Here is a 26237-nt window from a genome sequence, read left to right on the forward strand (position 1 = left end):
TATATCTACATAAACACAAGTCCTTCTAACTTGTGTAATATTTTGCCTTTAAACTGTATACAATAAGTTTCATTCATACACAATCTTTCAGCTATTTGCTTAAATTGAAGTTTATAAAAGTATCTTAATTCTATAATTCTTTTTTCTGTATCTGAAAGTGTCTCTAGTGCATTATCAATTTTTTGTATTAGTATTTCATTAATTCTCTTCTTTTTTTGAAGAACGTTAATCTTTTTTTCTCTATTAAGCACTTCATTTTCTACAACGGAATTAAATTTATTTGTAGGTGATGATTTTTCTTTATAGCTAATAGCCACACAACCTTCATAATCTTCCTTTAGTGCCTCAATCTCAAGCTCCACGTTTTTTATTTCTGCCTTCATATTTTTATAATCCCATAGTAAACCTTCTATTTTTTTATACTTATCTCTCATCTTATTCCCCTCCATATGAATACTTATATGTCATACATATATTTTTTCTTATAAATTTATATTACTTTTAAGCGAAATATATCGTGTCTACATAGTATCTTATCAGCGAAATAAAAACAAGGACTGATTCTTCCTATTTTTTCAACATTATACTTATTTTAAGCGAAATATATTGACATAGCGAAGTATTTCTTTTATTATTAACTTATAGCGAAATATCCATGGTACAATATTACAGCGGAGGTTTTTTATATGTTTAACAAAGATAGAATAGACTTCTATATGACTAGAAAGGGTTGGACTAAATACAGACTTGCAAAGGAAGCAGAAATAGGTCAATCGACATTATCTGAAATATTAAGTGGCAAGAAGAAAAATCCAAGCATAAATACATTACAAAAAATAGCTTCTGCTTTAGATATAACTGTAGATAAACTTACAAACGAAAAGAACACTTCTGAAACTTTATCTGATCCTGATAGAGTTTTTGAAGATGATTTAAACGAATTTGGGGAATTTAAAACGCCAGAGGCTGCAATGCAATTCATAGTAAAGCAACCTGCTTTAGCTGCTTACGGTGGTTACGATATAAACAAGATGACCCCTCATGAAATACTACAATTTGCTAATGAACTTTTAAATCAACTAAAATTATTAGGTTATAAATATAAAAAATAATCTTTTATAGTGAGTGGGGATGATATTTTAATGGAATGGATTGATAATATAATCTTAGGATTAATAGATAAGTTCAATACTAGAGATGTATATGAGCTTTGCGACTGCTTAAATATAAAAATAGTAAAGCTTCCATTTGATAGCATACTTCTTAGAAAAAAAGATGCTCTTTATTATAGAGATTACAAAGACAACGAAATTATTTTTATAAATAACACACTTCCTTTGTCCTTAGAAAAATTCATCTTAGCTCATGAACTAGGACATGCTCTTTGTAATCCAAATTTACTTTGCGCTGCATTTACATTTTCAAATAAAGGCAAATTTGAAAAACAAGCTAATTACTTTGCCTTTAAACTAAGTAATATTAAATTTGATGAGGTAGCACTTATGGGAATGTCTTTAGAACAAATTGCTGCCTACATAGAAATTCCTTATAAAGTTTTAAGACAGTTTATCCTTTAGAACCTTTTCAACAAATTCAATAGGATGTTGTGTACGTTTTGCCGTTTCATAAACAGACATTCCTTCCTTTAAAAAACGTTTCACAACACTCTTAATACTTTCTCCTACCTCAATTACATGCATATCCGGATCATAAAATCTAATAACTCTTTGTCCCCATGGATGCTCAATTAAATCATGAATATACTTTACATTTTTATTTTTATTTAACTTTTCAACGAATGCCTCTATATCTTCCTCTTCAAAATATAATTCAAAGGAATTAGAATTAAATTTTATTTCTTCTTCATCTATTTTCAGCATGTTTGAAAAGTGAGCTTTTAATTGTATAGAAAAATCACCTTCATAAACTACATTTTCTCCAAAATCATATTTTACTTTTTGACCTAAAATATCCTCATAAAACCTTCTTGATACCTCAATATCTGTAACTACTATAAGTGGACAGTTAAATTTCATTATTATATTTCCTTTCTAAAACATATTGCCTCAGTATTGCCTACGTATTTACCGTAATTCGCTGTAGCGACATATCCCATAGCCTTATAAAAATTTACAGCTCTTAAATTCACTTTTCGAGTCTCAAGTACTAAAGCTGAATATCCTCTTTTATGTGCCTCATTTTCTAAGTATATTAAAATTTTTTTACCTATTCCTTTAGCTTTAATCTTTGCATATACCCTCTTAACTTCTGCAATTTCTTTATTTATAGGTCTAAATGCACCACATCCAACGGCATTTTCATTTTCATCATATGCCACTATAAATAAAGAACGTGGTACCAATACATCTAAACTATTAAAAGAAGACTTCCCACTACTTCCTGTTATATCTTTAAGGCACTTTGATAGCTCTTCTAAAAGTACTAAAGAAGCTTCTTCATTAGGGCTTTGTTCAATAATTTTCATCTTATCACCTTCACAATTTATATTTTTTATATTATATTCCACTTATTCTCACATTTCAATAAATAAAAAAATTACACATAATCTAAAAAAGATTATGTGTAATTTTTAAACAACTTTATGCTTTCTTATCACTCTGGCTTTTCTTTATTAATCCCATAAGTCCTGGTATTATTAAAAGAACTCCTGGTAAAATATAAAAATAAGATATGCATATAAATCCACAAATTGCTGCAATAGTCATAAATATTCCGCCTAGCTTTCCCTTTGTTCTAACAACTACAGCACCAACTATACCTAATATAGAAAATAATATAGCTAATATTCCTAGTCCTCCAACCGTAGTTGAACCAGTAGCCCCAACTGCTGCTCCTAATCCACCAAGACCAATTGCTGCTACACCTGAAATTATTCCAAATATTCCTCCAATAAGTCCTAAAACAAATTCCACAGTTCTCTTGTCTTGCACAAGCTTTCCTCCATACAAAAAATCTATCTCTAAATTATACTTATATATATTTTTTATATGCAAGCTTTTTTATATTTTGCTTAATTTACTGAACCTTATATTTGTCCAAAAAATGTTTAAGTTTATCTGAAGACTTTGAAAGATCATCTATTAACATACTTATTTCATCAACCGAAGACACTTGCTCTTCAGTTGAAGCAGCAACTTCCTCACTTGCAGCAGCATTTTGTTCTACCACAACATATATATTGTGAATTGCTTTTTCAAGTAAAAGTGAATTTTCATCAATAGTTTGAGTATTATTGGATACATCTATAACTTGATTAGCTACTTTAGCTGTTGAATCTTTTATTTGCCAAAAAACACCTTCTGTATTTTTTATAGCATCAATTTGTTCTTCCATAGTTTTTTCAAACTTCTCCATTTTAGAAACTGTCTCATTTACACCGCTTTGAATTGCTTTAATCAGTTCTTCAATTTGAGTTGTAAAACTACTAGAAGATTCTGCTAGCTTCCTTATTTCTTCAGCAACAACTGCAAATCCTTTGCCGGCTTCACCCGCTCTAGCTGCCTCTATTGATGCATTTAAAGCTAATAAATTTGTCTGAGAAGTTATTCCATTAATAATCTCGACAAACTCTGCTATTTTAGAGGATTGAGAAGAAAGATTTAAAATCGCTTCTGAAACTTCTTTTGTAGTATCCTTACTGTCCTTCATTTTTTCATTTTGAATTTTTATACTTGAAATACCTTCTGTAAGTACATTATCAGTTTCCATAGCTAACTTTTTCATATATTTAGTGGCTTCTGTAACCTTATTCAAATCTTTTGTAACTCGAGTAACCATATCATTACCTTCATTAGCTAATACCGATTGCTTTGTAGCACCTTCTGCAACCTGAGAAATAGTTTCTGCTATTTGATGTGAAGTCTTAACTGTTTCATCTGAATTTTGAAGAATATCATTTGATGATGAAGCTAATAAATAGCTCATATCTTTTGTCTCCAAAATTAAAGTTCTTATATTTTTTATAAACTGATTAAATCTAATAGTCAATTCCCCTAATTCATTACCAGAAAATGCCTTTCCCTCAACAGTAAGATCACCATCCTCAGCTTTTTCCATAAGATCCTTAAATTGTTTTATAAACATTTCAATACTTTTATAAGTTCTTAATGTGATAAGTGTAAGTAAAGCAACTATTAAAATACTTATAATAATAATAGAAACTAAGTATATGTCCAATCTTCTGTTTCTAGCTTCGGCCTCTAAATTCATATTTTTTATTTGAGTAGCAGATTTATTTCTAATTGCTTCAATCAAACTATCCATGTCATTAGTTGGAGCTTTATCTTTTCCCTTAACTAAAGCATCAATAATTTTGTAACCTTCTTTATTACTTGGATCATAATTTTTCATTGCATTTATATAATCCTCTTCAAGCTGATTAATTTCAGCTGAAACCTTATCAACTGAACTAGTATCTATACCTAAGGCATTCATAGATTTTTTCAAACTATCTAGTTCATTTATTACCTCTTCATTATAGTTCTTAAATTGATTAAAATAGGTATTATGTTGTGTTTCATCCATTCCTCTTAATAACAAGTCCTTCCATGCTTGTACTTGCTTTTTAAATGTAACCTGTGCCTTCCTAGAATTATCAACTAAAATTATATACTCATTAATAGTATCTACATTTTCCTTTGCTTGCTGCTGAGTTTTATTTAATGCATAAAAAGAAAAACCTCCTAACCCTATTGCAAATATAATCATAAAAGTGACTAGTAGAAATAAGTTTCCTTTAATTCCTCCACTTTTCATAAATTCACCTCTTCACCTATCTATATTTTTTTATTCGTAATTTTATCGACTTATTTTTTAAATTCTAAAGCATATATTCGATTATTTATGACAATATTATCATTTATATTTTTATTAGATTATACTTTTTTCAATTATCAAATATAAATCAGGTGAACTAATGAATTATTTTAAGTGTTTTTTTAACTTTTATTTTTGCAATAATATTCTATTGCTGTATAAACATAATCTACTAGATTATCTCCAAAGCTGTTAATATACTTTTTAAATCTCTCATCCTCCTTGTACATTAAAGCTAGATTTTGAAGGGTTTCATCAGTACATTTATAAAAATTTTCTGTTATATAATTTTGCCATTCAGCAATAAGCTTTTGAGTTTTTTCACTACTTGGAGGTGTATCTTTACATCTTCCAATCTTTTGAAATATTTCATTTGCTTTTTTATTCATATCAATTACTTCACTTTCACTTTTAGGCTTCCTTGACTTGAATTCTTTGTATTCTTTTGTATTACCAAAACGATTTAAAACCTCTTTTTGATATTCCTTTTGCTTTTGTATAATATCTTCCTCATCAAACTCAGAAAAACTTAGATTTGTATTATCTTCTAAATTTGAATCTATAAGCTTTATTAATTTATCAATTCTTTTTTTCTTCATTTTTAGCACCTCTTTATGTTTTATTAATGCTTCTTTTTTATCAAAATTTGGACTCTTTATAATATCTTTTATCTTCTTTAATTCAAATCCAATTTCCTTAAGAAACATTATCTGCTGCAGCATTTCAATATCTTGACTACTATAAAACCTATAACCCGCCTCAGATGTATATGATGGCTTTAGTAAATCTATTTCATCATAGTAATGAAGTGCTCTAATAGTAACACCTGTTAATTTTGCTACATCCTTGACAGTTTTAAATTTATCTTTCATCCAAAACCCCTCCTCATAACAAATAATAATCCATGACGTAACGTTAGAGTCAATAGTTTTTTGCAATAAAAAAAGGCAAGTAATTTATACTCACCCAATATTTTTACTTTCTCCCTACTAAAATAACCGTATTATCATACTTAAAAACTTCTTTTACAGTATTAAATCCTGCCTTATAGAGCATTCTAATTTGATTTTCAACTGTACATGGAGTGTCATAATGATAAAATCCTTCGGTTATTCCTAACCTTGAACGAATTCTTTTATTTTCATTAAAATGATAGTCCTCAAATTCTTGATTTGGAGCCATATAATCAGTTTCAATATAAAAGCCTTCATTTTTTAGACTTCTTAAAATTTTTTTATACAATTTTATTTTTTCTTCATGCGTAAAATGATGAAGTGTTTCTACAGATACAGCAACATCAAATATTTCCTCTCCAAAATCATACTTAAAATAATCATCTACAATTAATTTTATTCTATCTAATTTATCCTTGTGTTTTTCTTTTATTTTTTCTAACATTTCCTTTGATATATCAATTCCTGTGACTTTAACCTTATTATTAATTTTAAAAATTTCATCTACCTCTAAACCTGTTCCACATCCTAAATCTAAGAGATTTATCTCTCTAAACTGTGGGATTAATTTTGCAGTCTCTATATAATATCTATCTGCTCCCCCAACATTTTTCATCATATGCTCTTCATATTCATTAACACGTTTATTAAAAAAACTGCTCATTTCCTCTAAATTCATTTAACCATCCCCTTTTCTACAATCCAATTATATTATTTAGAAATTTTGTACACAACCTTTAAAATATTTCATAAATAAAAATGCACCATATATCCTAAAATAATATGGTACATTTTTAACCAATTCTATAAACATTTTTTCTTCATTTCTGAAATAATTCTCTGAAGTCTCTTCTCCGACAAATAGTATTTTTGTGCAAGCTGTTTTACAGTAATTCCATTTTTATATTCATTATAAATCTCTATATTTCTAAGCTTAATTTCATCTCTAGTTTTTGTATTTTGTCCCCAACTTTTTTTATTCTCTTCTTTTCTTGGAATATATAAATATTCACCATCTACATAATCTTGAATTAATTCTAAAATTTCTTTTGGTAATACCTCATTAGCCTTAATGTACACCTTCTCAACTCCTAAACTTAATCTTTCTTTTAGGATTTAAGAGAGGCTATACCCTCTTTGTGCTATAAGCCTCTCTTATGCACAAAGAATAGAATATCTACCCATGAAAATTGCCCCTTTCATATTATAAATAAAACATTTTCACTATAAATTATACAGCTTGTTTATATATAATTCAAAAATATGGAGGTGAAGAAACTTTCATTCTTCACCTCCATATTTCTTATTTTCCGCTTTTAACTAAGTTTTCTAACACTTGAGCAGAACCTGTACCATTTTTTACAACATATACTTGCAGTCCTTCCATTCTTAATGACTGTCCTATAGTTCCTGATACATCTCCATTTTTCTTCCAAGATGTCCAGCCTATATTTTGTACATGAGTTCTATAGTATACAGAATAATTAGAAGCATTATTTCCTGCTGCATCCTTTAGAGATATTTTTATAGCTTCCATTCTCAATGCTTGTCCTGTTGTACCTGCTAGCTCACCATTTGTTACTTCTTGCATCCAACCTATATTTTGTACATGTGCTTGATATGCAAGATGTAATCCTACATTATTAGTATAATTAAGTTTTACAGCTTCCACACGTAAAGACTGTCCGATTGTTCCTGTAGTATCTCCATCGCTTACATTACCTTGCCAGCCTATGTTCTGTACATGCGCTTGGTCTGAAAGGTTTCCGTTCTCCCATTCATTACCATTAAAAAGCGATGCACCATGAATATTATTACGAGGATCATATGCACCATCAAATATTATTGAATAACTTGATTTATTATATTGATTTTGAATTGCATTATTCCACTTCTGATAATTGAAGGGTCTTATTTCATTGTTTCCTAAATCAACATAATCTCCTCCAACCTTTGGACCAACTTCAGTAAATCCAAAAGGTTTTCCCAATCCTCCATAATTTTGACCATTATAATTTCCACCTGCAAGCTCTGCATATGTCTTTTTTAATATATTATCATTTTCTGGATCATCACTGTAACCATCTAGCCCAACAGTATCTACATAATTATCTCCTGGGTAGTAATCTAATGCATCTTTAACTCTAGGATCATTTTCTAAGCTTTCATTAGCAGAATAACAGAACTTAAGCCAAGTTAAGCCGCGGTAATTTACTAAATATTCACGTATATTCATCCAAAGTTTTTTAAACTGACTGCTGTCATGATTTCCCCACCAAAACCAGGCTGCATTCATTTCGTGAAATGGTCTATAGTAAATAACAGCATTTGGGTTATATCCATTTAATTTTTGTCTATAATTATAAAGCTCATCAGCTACTCTCGAAATCATTGTCTTATAATTTTGAAGCAGCAAAGAACTTGATGAATTTATATCTTGAATTCTTACATTAGAAAGTGTTTCAAAATCTTCACTAGATATACTTGAATGTGTATCCCCACCAGCTGGATTTGGCATTTCTGCTGATATAATAGTATCCTTACCAAGTGGAGCTAACTTTGCAGCACTATCACCACTTATGGATGTTTCATAGCCTGTATTGCTGAAAGTAGCAAGATCGAAAGAAATTATATTCACTTTCCCTGAATAGGCAGAATCATTTGTAATAGAAGGTTTATCGAGATTATTTCCCCAACCAAGAAATGCACCAGTAGTACATGTTGTTGGCATGGCATGAACTTTGTTAGTAACTAGTGGCGATAATATTAGTGTCGTCGCTAAAAGAGCTATTATTGTCTTTTTTGTTTTGTTCAATGTCATAATGTTACTCCTTTTTATTATTTATACAAACATTATAGTTTTTTTATAAAAATTTTATAACTTTCCACCGATATATTATATTACATTATAAGTTACCACATGTAAACTTCCATTATTTTTATTTTTTTCTATATGTAAACGTATGTATTTCATTTTTCGCATAATTATGTCAAATTTCTCACAAAACAAACGTTATTTTTTAATATTATTAAAATTAAAAAATACCACTCATTATTGCCCGAGTGGTATTTACAAATATATAGTTTTTACTTATTCCAGCCTAAATCTGCTTTAATTTGATTAGCTAATTGATTCGCCATAATTTCATGAGTTTTTACAGTAGGATGCCAGTCTTCTCCATATCCATTTGCTGGATCCTGCATAGGAAACTCAATAAAATGAACTTTTTTATCTCCCAATGCCTCTTCTGAATCTACTGTACTCTTAACATAGTCTCTTGCTTGTGTAAGATTATCCCCATTCAGCATAGGTCCTACCGCACAATAAATATCGGCCTTAGGATATTGCCCACGAATTTTAGAAATAAATTTTAAATATGCTGAAGTAAATACTGTTTTATCTGGAGCGCCTATACTAAAATCGTTTGTTCCAAGATTAATAACTACAACTTGAGGAATCCACTTGCTAGAATCCCAAAGAAGTGTTGTATTGTAAGGTAATATTCTATCATACAGATCAGGCATCAAATCTGTAGTATTGCCTCCATAGTTACGAACTAATCCTTTTCCTGACCAACAGACAGTTTCTGAATCTGCACCTATAAGTCTACCAGTTACAGCACCGTAAGCAAGGTAAGCATTTTCATTTTTTGTTGTAAAGGATTGATATTGGCTTGTCCCTTCATTGCCATAACCACAAGTAATTGAATCTCCAACAAACATTATTCGCTTATCAGAAGGTTTTGGCGCAGATAGTAATTTTCCTTCAGTAACATTAAAGCCTAAGAACTGCACTTCTCCTACTGAAGCCTCTGTTCTTTTTACTAATTCTATACTATGTTTTCCTTGTGTAAGTCCTGATGCTAAAACAATAGGTGATAAAGTTGTAGTTGATACATTAATAGGTGTTTGAACCTTTCCATCAACTATTACATTAAACCAATTATCACCTGCTGATTTTAAATTCACACTTATTCCAGTTCCTTTAAAGTTTGCTTTTATCGTTGTGTCACTCCAAGCGAACTTTGGACCAGCTGGGTCGCTTGTATCCACCCTACCAATAAAAAGAACCTTAGAAAGGCTTTGTGATGTTTTTGAATTAATAGTTTTAACAGCAGAAGCACTAACTGTAAATTTTACATTTAACAACATCATAAAAACAATTAATAGCAATGCAAATCTTTTTTTCATTAAATTCTCCCCCTTATCTCACTTTTATACACATATTATACTATATACTTTAAATGTGATAAATATGGATAATTACAGTATTATATAATGTTATACCTCATTTTTACCTTTTTCACCACTTCTTCTATTAACTGCTTATAATTTAGTACTCTTGTCTGCTATTATTAATGCTATGCTTTAAATATATATAATTTATTGAACTAATTAAAACACAAACTGAATTAAAATCATGTATAAAATAGTTCCTCCAGCAATTGAAATTAACATTTGTCTTTTCCACATATGAAGCAAACCAACAAATATAATCGAAATAAATTCTGGAATACCATGATTGCCTCCAAATAAACTTACGTCCTTTAAACAGTAAACAACCAACATTCCTAATGCTGCTGATGGAAGTACCCTTCCCAGATATTGAACATATTTAGGAGTCTGCTTGTCCGAGCTAAAAATAACAAAAGGTAAAAAACGAGTTATCACAGTACCTAATATAACCATACAAATTATAATAATTTTTTGTATTAACGTCATTGACAATTACATTCACCTGCCTTATCTAAAGTTTTTCTAAATAAAGTAAGAATTGCAATTATCATTACCATTGATGGAATAATGAAACTTTTTCCTCCAAATATACTAAGACAAATAAGAGAAAATCCTAATCCCATTAATGAACTTTCATGTTTATCTTCCTTCCTCCACTGCTCAAGAAAAATCACTACAAAAAGCGCAGTCATTACAAAATCAAGTCCCTTTGTATTGAATTTAACTAAAGCTCCAAAAATTCCACCAATAGTAGCTCCCAAAAACCAATACAGATGATTAAGCATTGTCACAAAAAACATAAACCAACCATTGTCCACATCATCTGGAATATTAGCTGCATAATTTATAGAAAATGATTCATCACACATACCAAAAATTAGATAAAATTTTTTAATTCCTATTCCCTTAAATTTATTAAGCATTGAAATTCCATAAAATAAGTGGCGTGCATTTATCATTAAAGTCATAAAAAGTGCACCTAGTGGATTAAATGATCCCATTAAAAGATTAACTGCCACAAATTCTACAGATCCAGCAAAAATAGTTAAACTCATAATCATAGGATATATAGGACTAAACCCTGATACATTCATATAAATTCCATAAGCAATTCCTAAAAACAAAAAACCTGCAAATATAGGAATTGTATGTGGAAATGCCGTAACAAAAGCTTTTTTAATATAATTATTTTTTTTCATACTTTATGCATACACCTCATTTTAATATTCTATATCTAAACTATTTTTTAAACTTTTCTTCTTACCATTAAATAAAATTTTATCATCGCAAATACATACAATCAATGTTATAATTGTATGTATTACAATTATTCTGGAGGTTACTTATGCCTATTAATTCTTTTGAAAATTACCCCATGTCTTGGAAACCAAATAAATGCAATTTAAAACGACCTTTTTATTTATCTATTGCTGAAGCTTTAGAAAATGATATACATAATGGTTTTCTAGCTCCAGGTACAAAACTTCCACCACAAAGAGAACTTGCTGATTTTTTAGATATTAACTTTACAACAATAACACGCTCCTACAAAATATGCGAGTTAAAGGGATTAATCTATGCTGTTACTGGAAAAGGAACTTTTGTTTCTCCTAATGCCACTAAATGTATAACTATTTCCACTAATAGTTTTTCTGGTAGTATAAACCTTGGCTTCGTTGCCTCCTTTGAATGCTGTAATTCTATGATATTAGATACTACTAAAAAAATTATGGAAAAACATTATTTAGAGAAGCTTCTCAATTATGATAATCCAACTGGAATACCTCATCAAAAAAAAGCTGCCTTGAATTGGATGGAAAATTTCGGAATACATACTGACACGGAACATTTAGCTATTGTTTCAGGCGCTCAAAATGCATTAGCAATTACTTTATTTTCACTATTTGAACCTGGAAATCGTATTGCAGTTGACCTGTATACCTATTCAAATTTCATTGAGCTGTCAAAAATATTTCATTTACAGCTAGTTCCTATTAAGAATGATGAAAACGGTATGTTACCAGAGGAATTAGAAACTCAATGTCGTAAAAACTCTATACACGGTATATTCTTAATGCCATCTTGTTCTAATCCTACAACTATAATAATTTCAAATAGTCGTAAACTTGAATTAGCTAAGGTTATAAAAAAATTCAACCTCATTGTAATAGAAGATGACATTCACGCTTTTTTAACCGCTGGAACTATTGAGGATTATAAACAACCTATTTTTGAATTACTTCCTGAACAAACCATATATATCTGCAGCACTTCAAAAGCCATTTGTTCTGGACTTAGAATAGCTTATATAGTTTTTGCAGAGCGATTTAAAAAAAGGATATTACAAGCTATTTTCAATATAAACGTTAAAACTTCATCATTGGATAGTGAAATCGTAACAGAACTTATTTTATCAGGTAAAGCAAATGAAATAGTGAATAAAAAAAAGAAATTAGCAGAAGCTGCTAACAATATATTTTCAAAATATTTTCCCAGTGTTCCTATTATTGGTCACCCTCTTAGCTTTTATAGATGGCTCCCAATTTCAAATAATATTAATCAAAAAATTGAAGAAAACCTTTTAAAAAAAGGAGTTAATGTGTTCCATTCAAATCGATTTCTTAGCGCTTCAACTGCGAATGATAAATATCTACGTATTGCACTTTCTTCAACAAGTTCATTAAATGAATTAGAAATTGGTTTAAAAATTTTAAGCACACAAATATAAAAATTTATTAATGTTTTTGAATTAATAGTTTTAAATACAAAATCACTAACTATAAATTTTAAACTTAGCAACAATATATTTCCTCATAAATTAATTTTGGGAAGCGAAAATGTAAAAGCTGTTTTCTTGAAAGAAATACTTTTTACACTTATGCTTCCCTTGTTTCCCTTAACCAGTTCTTTAACTATACTAAGACCAATACCATTTCCACTTAACTTTGAATTCCTTGACTCTTCAGCCGTATATAATCTATTAAATACTAATGGCAAATCTTTTTTATCAATACCTTTTCCGTTATTCCAAACCTCAGTGTAAATATAATCTTTGTCCTCATATATATGTATCCCCACTTTATTCCCATCCCTCCCATACTTTAAGCTATTAGAAAGCAAGTTATTAAGTATTCTTCCCACAGATACCCTATCTGCCAAAACATAAACTTCTTCTTTGGTACATTCTAAGACAGGAGTTATTCCTATAGTTTTAAAATCATTATAAAAAAACAGAACCTGTTCTTGTATTACATCACTAAGATTTATTTTCTGTATATTAAATTTTTCATCATTGGCTTCTAATCTAGATAAATAAAAAAAGTTTTCTAAGGTTGAATTTAAATAACAGGCCTTATTATGTATAATATCTAAATATTCGTTTATTTCCCCTAAACTCAAGTTTTTGCTTTGCTTTATAAGTTCAACATACCCAATAAGTGAGGTAAGTGGAGTTTTAAAGTCATGAGATATATTTGAAACCATTTTTGACATTATGTCGGCTTTTTCTAAATTATCATTTTTAGCTTCTTGAAGTTTATCAGTAATTAAATTTATATTACTAACTAAATTAGCTATAAATTTAAAATTATTATTTATCATAATCTTTCTGCTAAAGTTTCCTGCTATCACATCTTCCAAAATTTTTTTAATATAATTTATTTTCGTAACTGTAGATATTATTAAAAGAATAAGTATTAAAATTATCCCTACAGAAATAAAAAATAATATTTTATACATACTTTATTCCCCCAACTTATATCCTATTCCCCAAACAGTTTCTATATATTTAGGACAACTTGTATCATTTTCTATTTTATCTCTAAGTCTTTTTATGTGAACCATAATTGTATTGTCATTTCTTATTGGATCTTTTCCCCAAATACTGTCGTATATTTGAGATTTGGTAAATACCTTTTTAGGATTTAACAGAAATAATTTTAGTATTTCAAATTCTATAGGAGTTATTTTTATTGCTTTGCCTTCCTTAGTAATAGAGTAATCCTGAATATTTACAGTGAGTTCTTTATAATTAACAATATTATCACTAGACATTTCCTCTCCACTAAAATACAAATACCTTCTTATAAGTGCCTTTACCCTTGCTACAAATTCATTTAGTGAAAATGGTTTTACAATATAATCATCTGCTCCCATGCTAATAGCAGAAACTTTATCCATCTCTTTACTTTTAGCTGATATAACAAGTATCGGTACTGTGCTTTTTTGTCTAATCCTTCTTATTATTTCAAAACCATCTATAAAAGGAACCATCAAATCTAATACAATTAATTTAATTTTGTCCTTATCATGCAAAAAATTATCCATAGCACTTTCTCCATCGTATGCCTTTACTACACAGAACCCTTCGTTCAATAAAATCTTATCAATAAGTCTACTTATTTCTTTATCATCCTCAACAACTAAAATTTCAACTCTATTTTTACTATCCATACCTTCCCACCTCACATTTATTATATAATTTTATTTTCGTTCATTTTCCAATACTGAACTGCACCTAGAATAAATGTACCTATAAAAGTCATTAAGATATAAATGCTATTAGCTTTACTTCCAATATTATTAACATTTAAAACAGGTATGTACTGAAAAATAAATGGCCAGTTTCTATATTTGTTTAATGAAAACAATACAATAGAAAAAAAATAAATAAAAATTGATATTAAGATTGAATAAGAATATCTTTTCAATGCATTTCCTATAATAACCATAATGGGTACAACACAAAATTGAAATAATATTGAAAGCATATACGCTTTAAAATGAGTGAATAATATGTTTTTTATATGAAACATAGCCATTGTAACTGTCAATCCAAGAAATACTATAAAAAAATGTACGATGTAAATAACTATTAATATTACATAAGTTACTAAAACTTTACTTACATATATATTGATTCTATTTACTGGATAAGCGTATTCTATTTCTTTAGTTCCATATGAATATTCTTTTACAAATACATAATTAGATAGTAGTATAAAAATAAGAGTCTCTAAAATTAGAAACATAAAATCCTCCACTTCTATGGAAGATGATATCCAACTAGAATGTGGATAGAAAAATAAAGATAAAAAAAACCATATTGCCGGTAAAATTACAGCAGTTAGTATCAAGCATAATATTACTTTTGATTTTTTTACTTTTAATATTTCTATATAAATAAAATCAAACATACTTTTCTCCTTTAATAAGTCTAAAAAAATAATCTTCAATATTTTCAGTATGAATTTTTAGTTCGCTAATTCCAATTCCATTATCAACTAACTGCTTGTTTATATCTTCTACATTATCTAATTTTTCAAAGATGAGAATGCTATTATTCTTAAAAATTTTGTAATTACTTATGCAGCAATTCTTTTCTAAAATTACACAAGCTTTTTCTAAATTACTTACCCTAAGTTTTAAATATACTCTATTTTTTTGGTTTAAATCCTTATATAAAACTTCCTTTACTAAATTCCCTCTATGGATTATTCCTACTTTGCTAACCCAATTCTCAACCTCATGAAATTTGTTACTACAAACAAGCACCGTAACATTTTTTCTTTTATTAAGTGTTATAATAATTTGTTTTATTTCATTTATAGCTGCTGTGTCTAGTCCTTTTGTGAGTTCATCTAAAATCAAAAGTTCAGGTTCATTAAGAAGGGCCCGTGCAAGCCCTAATCTCTGTTTCATCTCTGTTGAAAATTTATCTACACTTTTACTTATTCCATTTAATTTCACTAAACTTAAAACTTCATCTATTTTCTTTTTATTTTGTACTCCCAGATATCTTCTATGGATTTCAAGATTTTCTTTTGCTGTAAGCATAGGATAAAAAATTTGCTTTTCTGGTAAAATGCCTATTCTGTTTTTATGAATGTATGAATTTATATTTATTGTCTCTCCAAAAAGTTCTATAGTTCCTTCGTCTGATTTTTCTTGTCCCATTATCATTTTTATAGTAGCTGTTTTACCTGCTCCATTCTCACCTAAAAAGCCGTAAATATCCCCTCTATTAATTGTTATGTTTACCTTATTTACTGCAATTTTATCCTTATACTTTTTTAATAGATTATTGGTTTTTAATATATTCTCCATACTCATCTTCCTTATGCCAGCATTTCTTTTAATTCAATTTCCCCATCTCGAAGTTTAAGTATATCTGTTCCAAATGCTGCTGACTCTTCTGAATGAGTAACTTGAACTATCGTTTTATTAAATTCTCTATTAATGTTTTTAAATAACTTCATTATTTCATTTCCAGTTTTTGAATCCAAATTACCTATAGGCTCATCCGCTAATATTATCTCTGGATTAAATATAAGCGCTCTTGATATAGCTACCCTTTGCTGCTGACCTCCAGAAAGCTCTGCTGGCTTATGTTTTCTTCTATGGCTCATTTCAGTAATCTCAAGTATTTTATTCAACTCATTTTTAAGGTTTCTTGGTTTTTTACCATCTATAAGCATTGGAAGCATTATATTATCCTCAACAGACAAATTAGGAACCAAATTATAAAATTGAAAAACAAAACCCATTTTTCTTCTTCTCATAATACATTTTTCTTTTTCTTTCATTTGGTATATATCTTTTCCACCTATTATTATATTTCCCTTTGATGGAACATCAAGTCCTCCAAGTATGTATAACAGCGTAGATTTTCCTCCACCAGAAGGCCCCATTATTGATAAAAATTCTCCCTTCCTTACATTAAAACTTACACCTTTCAATATGTCAACTGTTTCTCTTTTTAGTTTAAAAGACTTATAAATATTTTTAACTTCTATAGAAAATTCACTCATTTTTATACCTCTCCTATTCATATTTTAATTCTTCTACAATTGATACTTTTTTGTTTTTAATTACTGCTGGAGTACTAGCTAAAAGCATAGTTACTAAAATTCCAATACAAACATAATAAAATGCTTTAAAATCATACGTCATAGCTATTGAAATTTCTACAAGCTTAGTAAGTTTACCTAATACCCCCACTGAATAATAGGATATTATACCACCTCCAATTATTGAAAATACAGCTGTAAATATACCTTCAATAACTATAGTTAATGCATTTTTACCTTTTGTAGCTCCAACAGAACTTAATACAGCTAACTCTCTTTTTCTTTGAATAAAACTTACAGAAATATTATTTATAATTGCAAATATTCCCATTGCTACAGTCATTATTGAAAAAAACATAAGCGCTGTTATTAAAAGTTGAAAATCTTCCCTATAGGCTGCCACTGTCTCCTTAAGCGTCTTAACTTTTGCTGAGGTTCCCATTAGTTCATTTTCTAAGTTACTTTTTTCTTTATCTACGTTTCCTTTTACCACAAGTGAATAATCATCTGGTACCTCTACTTTAAAGTCATTTATCATATTATCCTTATTAATTAAAATCTGACTTTCAGTAACCTTTGCATCAAAAATACCTGTTATTTTATATTTAGCTTCTCTATTATCAATCTTTAATACAACACTATCCCCTATGGATTTTTTTAGACTCTTGGCTGATTTACTATCGATTGCCATATTTCTTTCTTTTTTGCTTAGATCATTATAAAATTTATCTTTATCATTAATTGTATAGTAATTATTAAAGGCTCTATAAGTATTAGGTTCAATACCTACAATAGGAAGTTTTATATTACTACCTTTTATTTCGCCATTACCCACACCATAGGTTTTTATTATACTTTTTATATTTTTATCTTTACTTAAAACAAGTTCTATTTTATGAGGATCATTTCCTTGATTTACGTCAATATCATAACTATAGTTACTTGCCGCTCCTATCAAGGCATTAATATAAGAATGTGAAAAAGATAATATAATAAGTATAGATACCATACTTATTATGATTAGCCTTATATTGTTTAAAAGTGCTTTCAAGGATCTAATATTGTTCAAGGCTAGTTTAATCCAAATACTTATATTTTTAGACATATACATAAGAGGATAACTTATTATTCTTATAAATGATGGCAAGATAATAATTGAACCCACCATAAATAAAATAAAGCTTACTGGTGAAAACTCTATGGCTAATTCACTATTACTAGAATTAATAATAATCGATATAGCCACCAAAACAGATCCAATTATAAATATCTTGTATTTACTACTAGGCATATTGGCTTTATTTAAGATAATATCTTTTATTTGAAGCTTTTTTATAATTAAAACAGGCAAAACTGCTGACACACAAGTTATAATAACTGCAAAAGCAACCCCTGCAATAAACCAGCTATTCTTTAAATCCACACTAGTCTGAACTCCATAGGCTTTATAATTATTTTGCAAATCTGCAAGTAAATATAAAAGCCCTTTACCTAAAAATATTGATATTATTCCACTTATTAATCCATAAATAATACTTTCACTTAAAAGTAATTTTATTATCCCGAAGCTAGTTTCCCCTTGGCTCAAAAATGTTCCTATAACTGGTAACCTCTCTAAAACTATAAGCTTAAAACAGCTATAAATTATAAAAGCACTCATAAAAACTACTATTACCAACATAAAATAAAAAAGTATTTGTACTGTCTCCATATCACTTTCTGCTTTTGCCTTGTCAAATATAAGGTTAGCTGTACAATTATAACCTTTATTATTAAAGTGTTTAATAAATTTGGAGCTATTTACATTGCTTTTAAGGCTTGCAAACATGTAGTTATATAACTTGTTTATATTTAGTATTTTCCATATACTTTTTTCATTGACTACAATTGCAAATTTATCTTTTTCATCTGTACTAAATACACCAACACTTTCTGCAATAGCATTTACCTTATAAACCTGACTCTTATCTTCTGATTTTATAGTTATTTCACTTCCAACTTTAAAACTATGAGCTTTTGCCATTCTCTCTGAAATTATGGCACCATTTCCATCTAGTGGATTAGCTCCTGTCTTCTTTAATATTTTCATATTAGGAAGTTTTTCATAATTCCCTTCTTCAACCCCTTCTACAGCTACCTCTACCCTTTTATTTAAATATCCATCTAAATTTAGAATCGGTACAAACTCTATAAAATCTTCTTTAGGTATTCTACTTTCATCAAAAAATGGTTCATATGTTGTATTTTTAGCAGTTACAGCTATGTTGTAGACTCCATTTTGTTTATTCACTTGCTTTTCGGTAACTCTATTTGCAGAATCCGCAACTCCAAGTGATGTAATCAAAAGAGCTGCTGCAATTGTTATAGTAATTATCAAAAGCAGACTTCTTCCCTTTTTCTTAAAAATTGATTTAAGCAAATATTTAAGAAATATGTTCACAATTATCACCCCATATATGTGGTTAAACCAGTGAAATTATTAACTTAAAAATGCCATCTTGAAACATCTATAAGTTAGACTTTTCACTGATTTACCTATATTTAATTTACAATTATTAATTATAGGTTTAACTTCTTACAATGTATTTGAAAATTTGTTACGATTTTCTTACGAGGTTTAATTATTTTTACTACTTTTAAGCTACTAATAACGATTTCTATATCTAAATGAGACTTTTAATTAAAAATTTATTAAATTTATAGTTGATTGCTTTGATTTTTGTTATAAAATTAAATAAGGGGGTGTTCAAATACAAATAGCAATCATGAAAAAGCTGTCATTATATTTATCAACGACTAAGCTTTAAAATCGCTACATAATATTTATCTTGCTATTTATATGCAATTCATTAATACTCAAAGGGAAGTATTATAATTAATAATCAATATATGGAAGGATGTAGATAACATGGAAAAGAAAAATATAGATTGGGCTAATCTTGGCTTTGGATATGTTAAAACAGATAAAAGATTCGTTGCCAACTATACAGATGGAAAATGGGATGATGGTGCATTAGTTTCTGAGGCTACTATTGCAATTAGTGAATGTGCTGGAGTTCTTCAATATTCTCAATCTTGCTTTGAAGGTATGAAGGCTTACACAACTGAAGATGGACACATTGTTACCTTCCGACCTGATTTAAATGCTGAGCGTATGGAAGATACATGTAGAAGACTTGAAATGCCAGTATTTCCAAAAGAAAATTTTGTAGATGCTGTAGTAAAAACTATAGAAGCAAATGCTGAATGGGTACCTCCATATGGAAGCGGCGCTACTCTTTACCTTCGTCCATTTATGTTCGCTTCAGGACCAGTTATAGGTGTTAAACCCGCAGATGAATATCAATTTAGAGTATTCGCTACACCAGTTGGTCCATATTTTAAAGGTGGCGTTAAACCTCTAACTTTATGCGTTAGTGACTTTGATCGTGCTGCACCACATGGTACTGGACACATAAAAGCTGGACTTAACTACGCAATGAGTCTTCATGCAATTGTTACTGCTCACAAAGAAGGCTACGATGAAAACATGTATTTAGATGCAGCTACTAGAACAAAAGTTGAAGAAACAGGTGGAGCTAACTTTTTATTCGTAACTAAAGATAATAAAGTTGTTACCCCAAAATCAGATACTATTCTTCCTTCAATTACACGTCGTTCTTTAATGGCAGTTGCAAAAGATTATCTTGGTTTAGAAGTAGAGGAAAGAACTGTTTATTTTGATGAAGTAAAAGATTTTGCAGAGTGCGGACTTTGTGGAACTGCTGCTGTTATATCTCCAGTAGGAAAAATTGTAGATCATGGAAAAGAAATTTGCTTTCCTAGCGGTATGACAGAGATGGGTCCTATTACAAAAAAATTACTTGATACATTAACAGGTATTCAAATGGGACGTATCAAAGCACCTGAAGGTTGGTTAAAGGTTATTAAATAACTCTAATTTAATTTTAAAAGAACAACATACATATAATAAAAGATGTTGTTCTTTTAACTACTAAATTATATGATAAAATTTTCCATTATTCCATCAATTCTTTAGCACACGCAATATAGTAATGCCTTCCATTTGCACTTGTTTCAAGTTTTGATAATTTAATTAACCCTTCAGCTTTTAGTTGTTTTGCAATTTTAATTTCTTTTTCTGCTCCTATTAACAAATCACAAAGTTCAATTGCCCATTGCTGATTTCCATTATGTAAAGAATTTTTTATTTCCTTTATTAGCTTTAATTCACTCCCTATTAACTTTAACATTTTCAAAGAATATTCCTTCGTTGGTAGTTTATTTAGTTTTGTTGGGTTTCCATCAAACCAACCTAAATATCCATTATAAATACTTCTAACAGACCAAGCAACAGTACCATAGTATTCTCCCAAATATGGCAATCCAGCCAAATTGTCGGGTAACATTATAGTACTTGCTAATTCATCCGCTGTTAATCCCTTATTCATACCTTTAAGAGTTTCTTCTAATACATATTCTATAGCATTTCTGAAATTTGTTAATACCTCTTTTACCATATCTCTTCCTATTAATGGTTTTGTGTGCCCTGGTAATACGTATTCAGCTGGATACGACAGTATTAAATCAAGTGTGTCAATCCAAGCACTTACATCTCTATATTGACTACCACGAAGTGCATATAAATTAGGCCAACAACTATAATAGTTATCACCACAGCAAAGCACTTTGCTATCAGGCAACCAAACAAATATTTGATCGTCAGTTTCTCCTATTGCTGAAACTAGTTCCATATTAATACCATCTATATTAATATTAACTTTTTCTTCTTTATATATAGTAGTTGATGGAAGAAACGTATATTTACCTTCATTTACAGTAAAACCTTCTCTAATTCCTATTCCTTGAGTAACTACTTCTTTATCTAACAGCTTATAACCAAATTGGTAGGATGCACGCTTGTTGAGTATATCCTTCAGCTCATTCGTACGACCAAGCACTGGTTTCTTTGGCTCAAATTCTATAATTTCATTAACAGTGTCACTGAAAACCGCGGCTCCTCCTCTGTGATCAGGATGCCCATGAGTATAAATAATAGTTTTAACAGACTTATCGGTAATATTAGTAATTAGTTGTTTTAATTTTTCAGCTCTTACATCTGTATCAAGAGTATCAACTAAAATTACTGAATTATTTGCTTCTATGATTATTGAATTGCTATGACCGTATCCAACAACATGATAAATACCCTCTGCAATCTTTATGATTTCTTTAGGATATGCTGCAATAGAAAATTTTTTTAATAGTTCCTCTCCATTTTGTTTTAACAACTTTAGCACCCCACTTTATATTCAATTTATCAAATAATAACGTATACCTTTAATTATATGATAGCTTAATATATTATCTTAATAAATAAGGCACTTTAATATTACCTAGTTACCTTTTTGTAATTTATAAAGACCAACTTTTTCATTGAGGAAACAATAATATAAAGTAACCTTTTTATTACTAAGTTATATAAAAGTGCCTTATTGACCTATTGATTATACATATCTTATACTACTTACGTAATTTATAAATAAGCTTCACTTTAAAAATTTTTAGAATTAAAGAGGTGATATAAAATGAAATTTAACACTAGCAAAACAGCTTTATTAATTATTGATTTACAAAATGATAATATATCAAAAGGTGGTAAATTTGAAAACTCAGGAGCTGTAGAACATGCAAAACAGCAAAATGTAGTTGACAACATAAAGAAAATTTATAATAAAGCAAAAGTCTTAGGTATACCTGTTTTTCATAATTATTTTGTTGTAGAAAAAGAGGCAAAAGGAATTGATAATAATGCCCGAATATTTAAATCAATAGCTGAAACAGGAAGCATAGTTAGAGGAACTTGGGGTGCAGCACCAGTTCATGGACTAGAACCAAAGGATGGAGACTTTGTCTTAGAAAAAGCTCGAATGAGTGCATTCAATGGTACTCAATTAGATACATTGTTAAGAGGCTTAGGTATAGAAACAATTATAATAACTGGTGTCTGGACAAATATGGCTGTAGAACATACTTGCAGAGATGGTGCAGATTACGGATACAATGTTATAATTGCAACTGACGGAACTTCAACAATTAACGAAGAATGGCAAAATGCCGCTCTAAATTATGCCATGAATAATATAGCAACAAAAATGACTTCAGAAGAAATAATTGAAAATATATAATGTTTTTATTATCAAATAGGAGGGTTTTAAATGTTAAAAATAGTTGCAAAATTTGTTATTAATGAAGATAAAGTAAATGAATTTAAGGAATATGCCGCCAAATTAGCTGCTGAAACTCGAAAAGAAGATGGATGTATTTCATATCAATTACTTCAAAATAATGACAACAGCGAAATGCTCATATTTATTGAAGAATGGAAAGATCAAGATGCTATTAATAAGCATAATAATTCGAAACATTTTGTAGAAATACTGCCAAAATTAACAGAAAACTCAAAAAAAGAGCCTGCTATAACTGTTAACACTGTTGTTATATAATTAACAGCATTTTCTTTCTAATTTAAAAATCGGCTTTTAGTTAAATTAAAAGCTGATTTTTAAATTAATAAATTAAGCTTCAAATAAAGCAATTATAGAATCTAAATTGGGTTTATTTATTAACCTATCTGGATTTTGAATTATATCCATAAGATATCCTAATAAGCAATGCCAATAAATATTACCAAATTCATTAGCATCACCTTTTTTAAATTCTCCTACTTTCATACCTTTCTCAAATATTGGACCAAAAAAAGAACTTCCAAAGTTAAGATTAACTGGATTTTCATATTCACTATCATTAATTTCCCCTCTTACAAATACTGTAATATATACTTGTAATGGTGGTATGTATCCATTCTCATCTGAAGTTGAAAGAAAACGTAATCCAAATTCTTTAATAGCTTCTTTAGCGCTTGAAATATTATTAATTTCTTCCAAACATTCATTAAGCATATCACTGTATGAGAATAAAATTTCTGCTTTGCTTTTAAAATAACGGTATAATAAACCTTTACTAATATCTGCAGCTTCTGCTATATCTGTAATTTTTGTATTCTTATATCCTTTTTCGAAAAATAAACTTAGTGCAACTGATAAGATTTGTGTTCTTCTTTTTAACTCTATTTCCTTTTGTTTTTTTTCAGACATTGACATTTTATATCACCCTAATTTGTTTATATATTATTTATAGTACACTATTTACTTTAAAAAATAAAGATTGACAGTTATAACTATCGCTATAGCGCACAATTGACTCATAAGTCAATATTAACTTATGAGTCAATTGTGCGCTATAATTTAATTGTTAAGTTTTTAACATCAATAATTATTATGGAGGTATACTTTTATGTTAGATTATCTTTTCAGCCCATACACAATCAGAGGTAAAAGCATAAAAAATCGTCTTGTTGTTCCTGCTATGGTAACAAATTATTGCGAATCAGATGGTACTGCAACTGAGAGATTTATTGCTTATCATGAAGCAAAGGCAAAAGGCGGTTTTGGTCTTATTATCACTGAAGATTATGCCATTGATCCTCTTGGCCGTGGCTTTCAACATGTAGCAGGTCTTTGGAATGATGAACAAATTAAAAGTCATAGTGAATTACCAAAAAGAGTACATAAATATGGTGCTACTATACTTGCACAAATATATCATGCTGGAAGACAAACAGATCGTGGTGCAATTAATTCAGCTCCATATTCAGCTAGCACAATCCCATCACCTTTTGGTACTGACATTCCTAAAGAATTAACAACTGAAGAAGTCAAAGAAATGATAAGTAAATATGGTGATACTGCATTACGTGCTAAAAAAATGTGGTTTTGATGGTGTAGAAATTCATGGTGGTCATGGTTACCTTATTACTCAATTTCTTTCACCCTTCTCAAACAAACGTGTAGATGAATATGGTGGAAGTTTCTTTAATCGCGCACGTTTTGCACTTGAAATCATTAACGATATTAGAAAAAAATGCGGCAATGACTTTATTGTTGGTATACGTATTTCTGCTGATGAAATGGTTGAAGGTGGACTTACAATCGAAGATAGTAAATCAATCGTTCCTTACTTTGAAGAAGCAGGCGTAGACCTTATCAACGTTTCTGTGGGAAACTATTTATCTATAGATTTAAACGTAGCCTCTTCTTATGTGAATCACGGATGGTTTGTTAATATGGCAAAAGAAATTAAAGATGTTTGCAATATTCCTGTAATTGCTGTTTCTAGAATTAACGACCCAATATTAGCAAATAATATTATTCGTTCTGGTAAAGCTGATTTTACCGCTATGGGACGTGCTTCCTTAGCTGATCCAGATATGTCAAACAAAGCAAAGGAAGGTAAATTTGATAAAATTCGCCGCTGTATTGGCTGTAATCATGGATGTTTAGGAAGTTTGTTTAAAGATCAGGATGTTAAATGTGTTTTAAATCCTACATTAGGTAAAGAATTAACTTCTGTAATTGAACCTACAAAAATCCCCAAAAATGTTGCTATAATTGGTGCTGGTCCCGCTGGACTAGAGGCTGCTATGAGTGCAAAAAAAGCTGGTCATAACGTAACTGTATACGAAAAAGGAAATCATGCAGGCGGACAATTTTATTTAGCTGCTATGCCACCATGTAAAGGTGAAATTACTGATTTCATTGTATGGCAAACTAACCAATGTAAAAAATTAAATATTCCAATTAAATATAATACTGAAGTCACTATTGAATTTATGAAAAAAGAGAAACCAGATGTAATTATTTTAGCTACAGGTGCTTCTCCATTCAAACCACCTATTAAAGGAATTGAAAATAGTAACGTTGTACTTGCTAATGATATTCTTGATGGTAAGGTATTTCCTGGTTCAAAATGTGTAGTAATTGGTGGTGGTCAAGTTGGAGCTGAAACAGCAAACTTTCTAGGTCAACAACTTAGAGATGTTTCTGTACTTGAAATGGGTCCTAAAATTGCTCCTGAAGAAGCTATAGGACCTAGATGGCAATTAATCCATGATTTAGAAACCCGTGAGGTGAAATTATATACAAGTATAAAAGTAACAGAAATTACCAAAAATTCTGTTAAAGCTGTAGGAAACACTGAAATAAAATTTCCTGCCGACACAGTTGTTATTGCTACTGGTTCTAGACCTGTAAATGAATTAAAAGATAAATTAGTTAATGCTGGCTTTGATGTTAAAGTAATTGGTGATGCAAACAAAGTTGGGCTTGTTATGGATGCAACATCTCAAGGCTTTGAGGCTGGTAGATTTATTTAACTAAAAAAATATATCTTATATAAGACTTATGAGGCTGTTGCATAATATTTATTATTGGAACAGCCTCATATATTCTATTTCTTTATTATA

Annotated in this window: 28 protein-coding genes; 8 read left to right on the forward strand and 20 right to left on the reverse strand. The window is 29.4% G+C overall.

The annotated features are described in order from the left end of the window. Positions 1–5: 5 nt before the first annotated feature. A complete protein-coding gene (locus CLFE_RS19095; protein WP_077894582.1) occupies positions 6–434 on the reverse strand; it encodes a DUF722 domain-containing protein in 429 nt (142 codons plus the stop codon). Between the two features lie 252 nt (positions 435–686). Here CLFE_RS19095 and CLFE_RS19100 point away from each other — a divergent pair, with 252 nt between their 5' ends. Next, complete coding sequence (locus tag CLFE_RS19100) at positions 687–1112, forward strand: helix-turn-helix domain-containing protein (protein ID WP_077834294.1); 426 nt, start codon at positions 687–689, stop codon at positions 1110–1112. A gap of 30 nt (positions 1113–1142) precedes the next feature. Beyond that, positions 1143–1577: an ImmA/IrrE family metallo-endopeptidase gene (locus CLFE_RS19105; RefSeq protein ID WP_077834293.1), complete on the forward strand. Its 435-nt coding sequence runs from the start codon at positions 1143–1145 to the stop codon at positions 1575–1577. On the opposite strand, the gene CLFE_RS19110 is transcribed toward CLFE_RS19105, so the two are convergent. The 11 genes from CLFE_RS19110 to azlC all read right to left on the reverse strand — a co-directional run bounded on the left by CLFE_RS19110 (position 1557) and on the right by azlC (position 11224). Next, positions 1557–2036: a VOC family protein gene (locus CLFE_RS19110; protein WP_077894581.1), complete on the reverse strand. Its 480-nt coding sequence runs from the start codon at positions 2034–2036 to the stop codon at positions 1557–1559. The two genes, CLFE_RS19105 and CLFE_RS19110, sit on opposite strands and share 21 nt — an antisense overlap. 2 nt (positions 2037–2038) lie before the next feature. Continuing rightward, positions 2039–2485 (reverse strand): GNAT family N-acetyltransferase, encoded by a 447-nt coding sequence (locus tag CLFE_RS19115; RefSeq protein ID WP_077894586.1) that lies wholly within the window; start codon positions 2483–2485, stop codon positions 2039–2041. A 115-nt stretch (positions 2486–2600) separates the two neighbouring features. Beyond that, positions 2601–2951 (reverse strand): DUF4064 domain-containing protein, encoded by a 351-nt coding sequence (locus CLFE_RS19120; RefSeq protein WP_077894580.1) that lies wholly within the window; start codon positions 2949–2951, stop codon positions 2601–2603. An 85-nt stretch (positions 2952–3036) separates the two neighbouring features. Then, positions 3037–4776, reverse strand: a complete 1740-nt coding sequence (locus tag CLFE_RS19125; protein WP_077834290.1) for a methyl-accepting chemotaxis protein — start codon at positions 4774–4776, stop codon at positions 3037–3039. Between the two features lie 182 nt (positions 4777–4958). After that, entirely contained in the window at positions 4959–5708 is a 750-nt protein-coding gene (locus CLFE_RS19130; protein WP_077852065.1) for a MerR family transcriptional regulator, read from the reverse strand. Between the two features lie 103 nt (positions 5709–5811). Next, positions 5812–6468 carry a class I SAM-dependent methyltransferase gene (locus CLFE_RS19135; protein ID WP_077834288.1) on the reverse strand — a complete coding sequence of 219 codons (657 nt, stop codon included), beginning with the start codon at positions 6466–6468 and terminating at the stop codon, positions 5812–5814. A gap of 125 nt (positions 6469–6593) precedes the next feature. Further along, positions 6594–6869, reverse strand: coding sequence for a CD3324 family protein (locus tag CLFE_RS19140; protein ID WP_077894579.1), 276 nt, complete (start codon positions 6867–6869; stop codon positions 6594–6596). Positions 6870–7092: 223 nt separating this feature from the next. Next, a complete protein-coding gene (locus tag CLFE_RS19145; protein WP_077894578.1) occupies positions 7093–8610 on the reverse strand; it encodes a glycosyl hydrolase in 1518 nt (505 codons plus the stop codon). Between the two features lie 266 nt (positions 8611–8876). After that, positions 8877–9980, reverse strand: coding sequence for an SGNH/GDSL hydrolase family protein (locus tag CLFE_RS19150; protein ID WP_077894577.1), 1104 nt, complete (start codon positions 9978–9980; stop codon positions 8877–8879). 204 nt (positions 9981–10184) lie between these two features. Further along, positions 10185–10517 (reverse strand): branched-chain amino acid transporter permease, encoded by a 333-nt coding sequence (locus CLFE_RS19155; RefSeq protein WP_077894576.1) that lies wholly within the window; start codon positions 10515–10517, stop codon positions 10185–10187. Further along, positions 10508–11224: an azaleucine resistance protein AzlC gene (gene azlC, locus CLFE_RS19160; protein WP_077894575.1), complete on the reverse strand. Its 717-nt coding sequence runs from the start codon at positions 11222–11224 to the stop codon at positions 10508–10510. The genes CLFE_RS19155 and azlC overlap by 10 nt, the downstream gene beginning before the upstream one ends. A gap of 146 nt (positions 11225–11370) precedes the next feature. Between azlC and CLFE_RS19165 the strand changes: the two genes are divergently transcribed. Continuing rightward, on the forward strand, positions 11371–12753 hold the full coding sequence (locus CLFE_RS19165; protein ID WP_077894574.1) for an aminotransferase-like domain-containing protein: 1383 nt from the start codon (positions 11371–11373) through the stop codon (positions 12751–12753). An 83-nt stretch (positions 12754–12836) separates the two neighbouring features. Here CLFE_RS19165 and CLFE_RS19170 read toward each other — a convergent pair whose 3' ends face one another. The 6 genes from CLFE_RS19170 to CLFE_RS19195 are packed head-to-tail and all read right to left on the reverse strand — an operon-like array spanning position 12837 to position 19313. Further along, positions 12837–13763, reverse strand: coding sequence for a sensor histidine kinase (locus tag CLFE_RS19170; protein ID WP_077894573.1), 927 nt, complete (start codon positions 13761–13763; stop codon positions 12837–12839). Positions 13764–13766: 3 nt separating this feature from the next. After that, a complete protein-coding gene (locus CLFE_RS19175; protein WP_077894572.1) occupies positions 13767–14477 on the reverse strand; it encodes a response regulator transcription factor in 711 nt (236 codons plus the stop codon). A gap of 20 nt (positions 14478–14497) precedes the next feature. Then, positions 14498–15220 (reverse strand): ABC transporter permease, encoded by a 723-nt coding sequence (locus CLFE_RS19180; protein ID WP_077894571.1) that lies wholly within the window; start codon positions 15218–15220, stop codon positions 14498–14500. Next, positions 15213–16130: an ABC transporter ATP-binding protein gene (locus CLFE_RS19185; RefSeq protein WP_077894570.1), complete on the reverse strand. Its 918-nt coding sequence runs from the start codon at positions 16128–16130 to the stop codon at positions 15213–15215. Before CLFE_RS19185 ends, CLFE_RS19180 begins: the two co-directional genes overlap by 8 nt. An 11-nt stretch (positions 16131–16141) precedes the next feature. Then, positions 16142–16834, reverse strand: coding sequence for an ABC transporter ATP-binding protein (locus CLFE_RS19190; protein ID WP_139356204.1), 693 nt, complete (start codon positions 16832–16834; stop codon positions 16142–16144). Positions 16835–16847: 13 nt separating this feature from the next. Continuing rightward, positions 16848–19313: an ABC transporter permease gene (locus CLFE_RS19195; RefSeq protein WP_139356203.1), complete on the reverse strand. Its 2466-nt coding sequence runs from the start codon at positions 19311–19313 to the stop codon at positions 16848–16850. Between the two features lie 468 nt (positions 19314–19781). On the opposite strand from CLFE_RS19195, the gene CLFE_RS19200 reads away from it, so the two are divergent. Further along, a complete protein-coding gene (locus CLFE_RS19200) occupies positions 19782–20807 on the forward strand; it encodes a branched-chain amino acid aminotransferase (RefSeq protein ID WP_077894567.1) in 1026 nt (341 codons plus the stop codon). A gap of 85 nt (positions 20808–20892) precedes the next feature. Here the strand turns inward: CLFE_RS19200 and CLFE_RS19205 are convergent, their stop codons facing one another. Further along, positions 20893–22164 (reverse strand): alkyl/aryl-sulfatase, encoded by a 1272-nt coding sequence (locus CLFE_RS19205; protein WP_077894566.1) that lies wholly within the window; start codon positions 22162–22164, stop codon positions 20893–20895. 297 nt (positions 22165–22461) lie between these two features. Here CLFE_RS19205 and CLFE_RS19210 point away from each other — a divergent pair, with 297 nt between their 5' ends. Together CLFE_RS19210 and CLFE_RS19215 are read left to right on the forward strand one after the other, a co-directional pair. Beyond that, the gene (locus CLFE_RS19210) at positions 22462–23061 is read left to right on the forward strand and encodes a cysteine hydrolase family protein (RefSeq protein ID WP_077894565.1); all 600 of its coding nucleotides are present in this window, start codon (positions 22462–22464) and stop codon (positions 23059–23061) included. Between the two features lie 30 nt (positions 23062–23091). Next, a complete protein-coding gene (locus CLFE_RS19215; RefSeq protein WP_077894564.1) occupies positions 23092–23379 on the forward strand; it encodes a putative quinol monooxygenase in 288 nt (95 codons plus the stop codon). A 72-nt stretch (positions 23380–23451) separates the two neighbouring features. Here the strand turns inward: CLFE_RS19215 and CLFE_RS19220 are convergent, their stop codons facing one another. Continuing rightward, positions 23452–24036: a TetR/AcrR family transcriptional regulator gene (locus tag CLFE_RS19220; RefSeq protein WP_077894563.1), complete on the reverse strand. Its 585-nt coding sequence runs from the start codon at positions 24034–24036 to the stop codon at positions 23452–23454. A gap of 193 nt (positions 24037–24229) precedes the next feature. Here CLFE_RS19220 and CLFE_RS19225 point away from each other — a divergent pair, with 193 nt between their 5' ends. Together CLFE_RS19225 and CLFE_RS19230 are read left to right on the forward strand one after the other, a co-directional pair. Next, positions 24230–24712, forward strand: coding sequence for an oxidoreductase (locus tag CLFE_RS19225; RefSeq protein ID WP_242951681.1), 483 nt, complete (start codon positions 24230–24232; stop codon positions 24710–24712). Continuing rightward, complete coding sequence (locus tag CLFE_RS19230; RefSeq protein WP_250944660.1) at positions 24672–26147, forward strand: oxidoreductase; 1476 nt, start codon at positions 24672–24674, stop codon at positions 26145–26147. The genes CLFE_RS19225 and CLFE_RS19230 overlap by 41 nt, the downstream gene beginning before the upstream one ends. The last annotated feature ends 90 nt before the right edge of the window (positions 26148–26237 follow it).

The sequence above is a fragment of the Clostridium felsineum DSM 794 genome, from assembly GCF_002006355.2.
Taxonomy (GTDB): domain Bacteria; phylum Bacillota; class Clostridia; order Clostridiales; family Clostridiaceae; genus Clostridium_S; species Clostridium_S felsineum.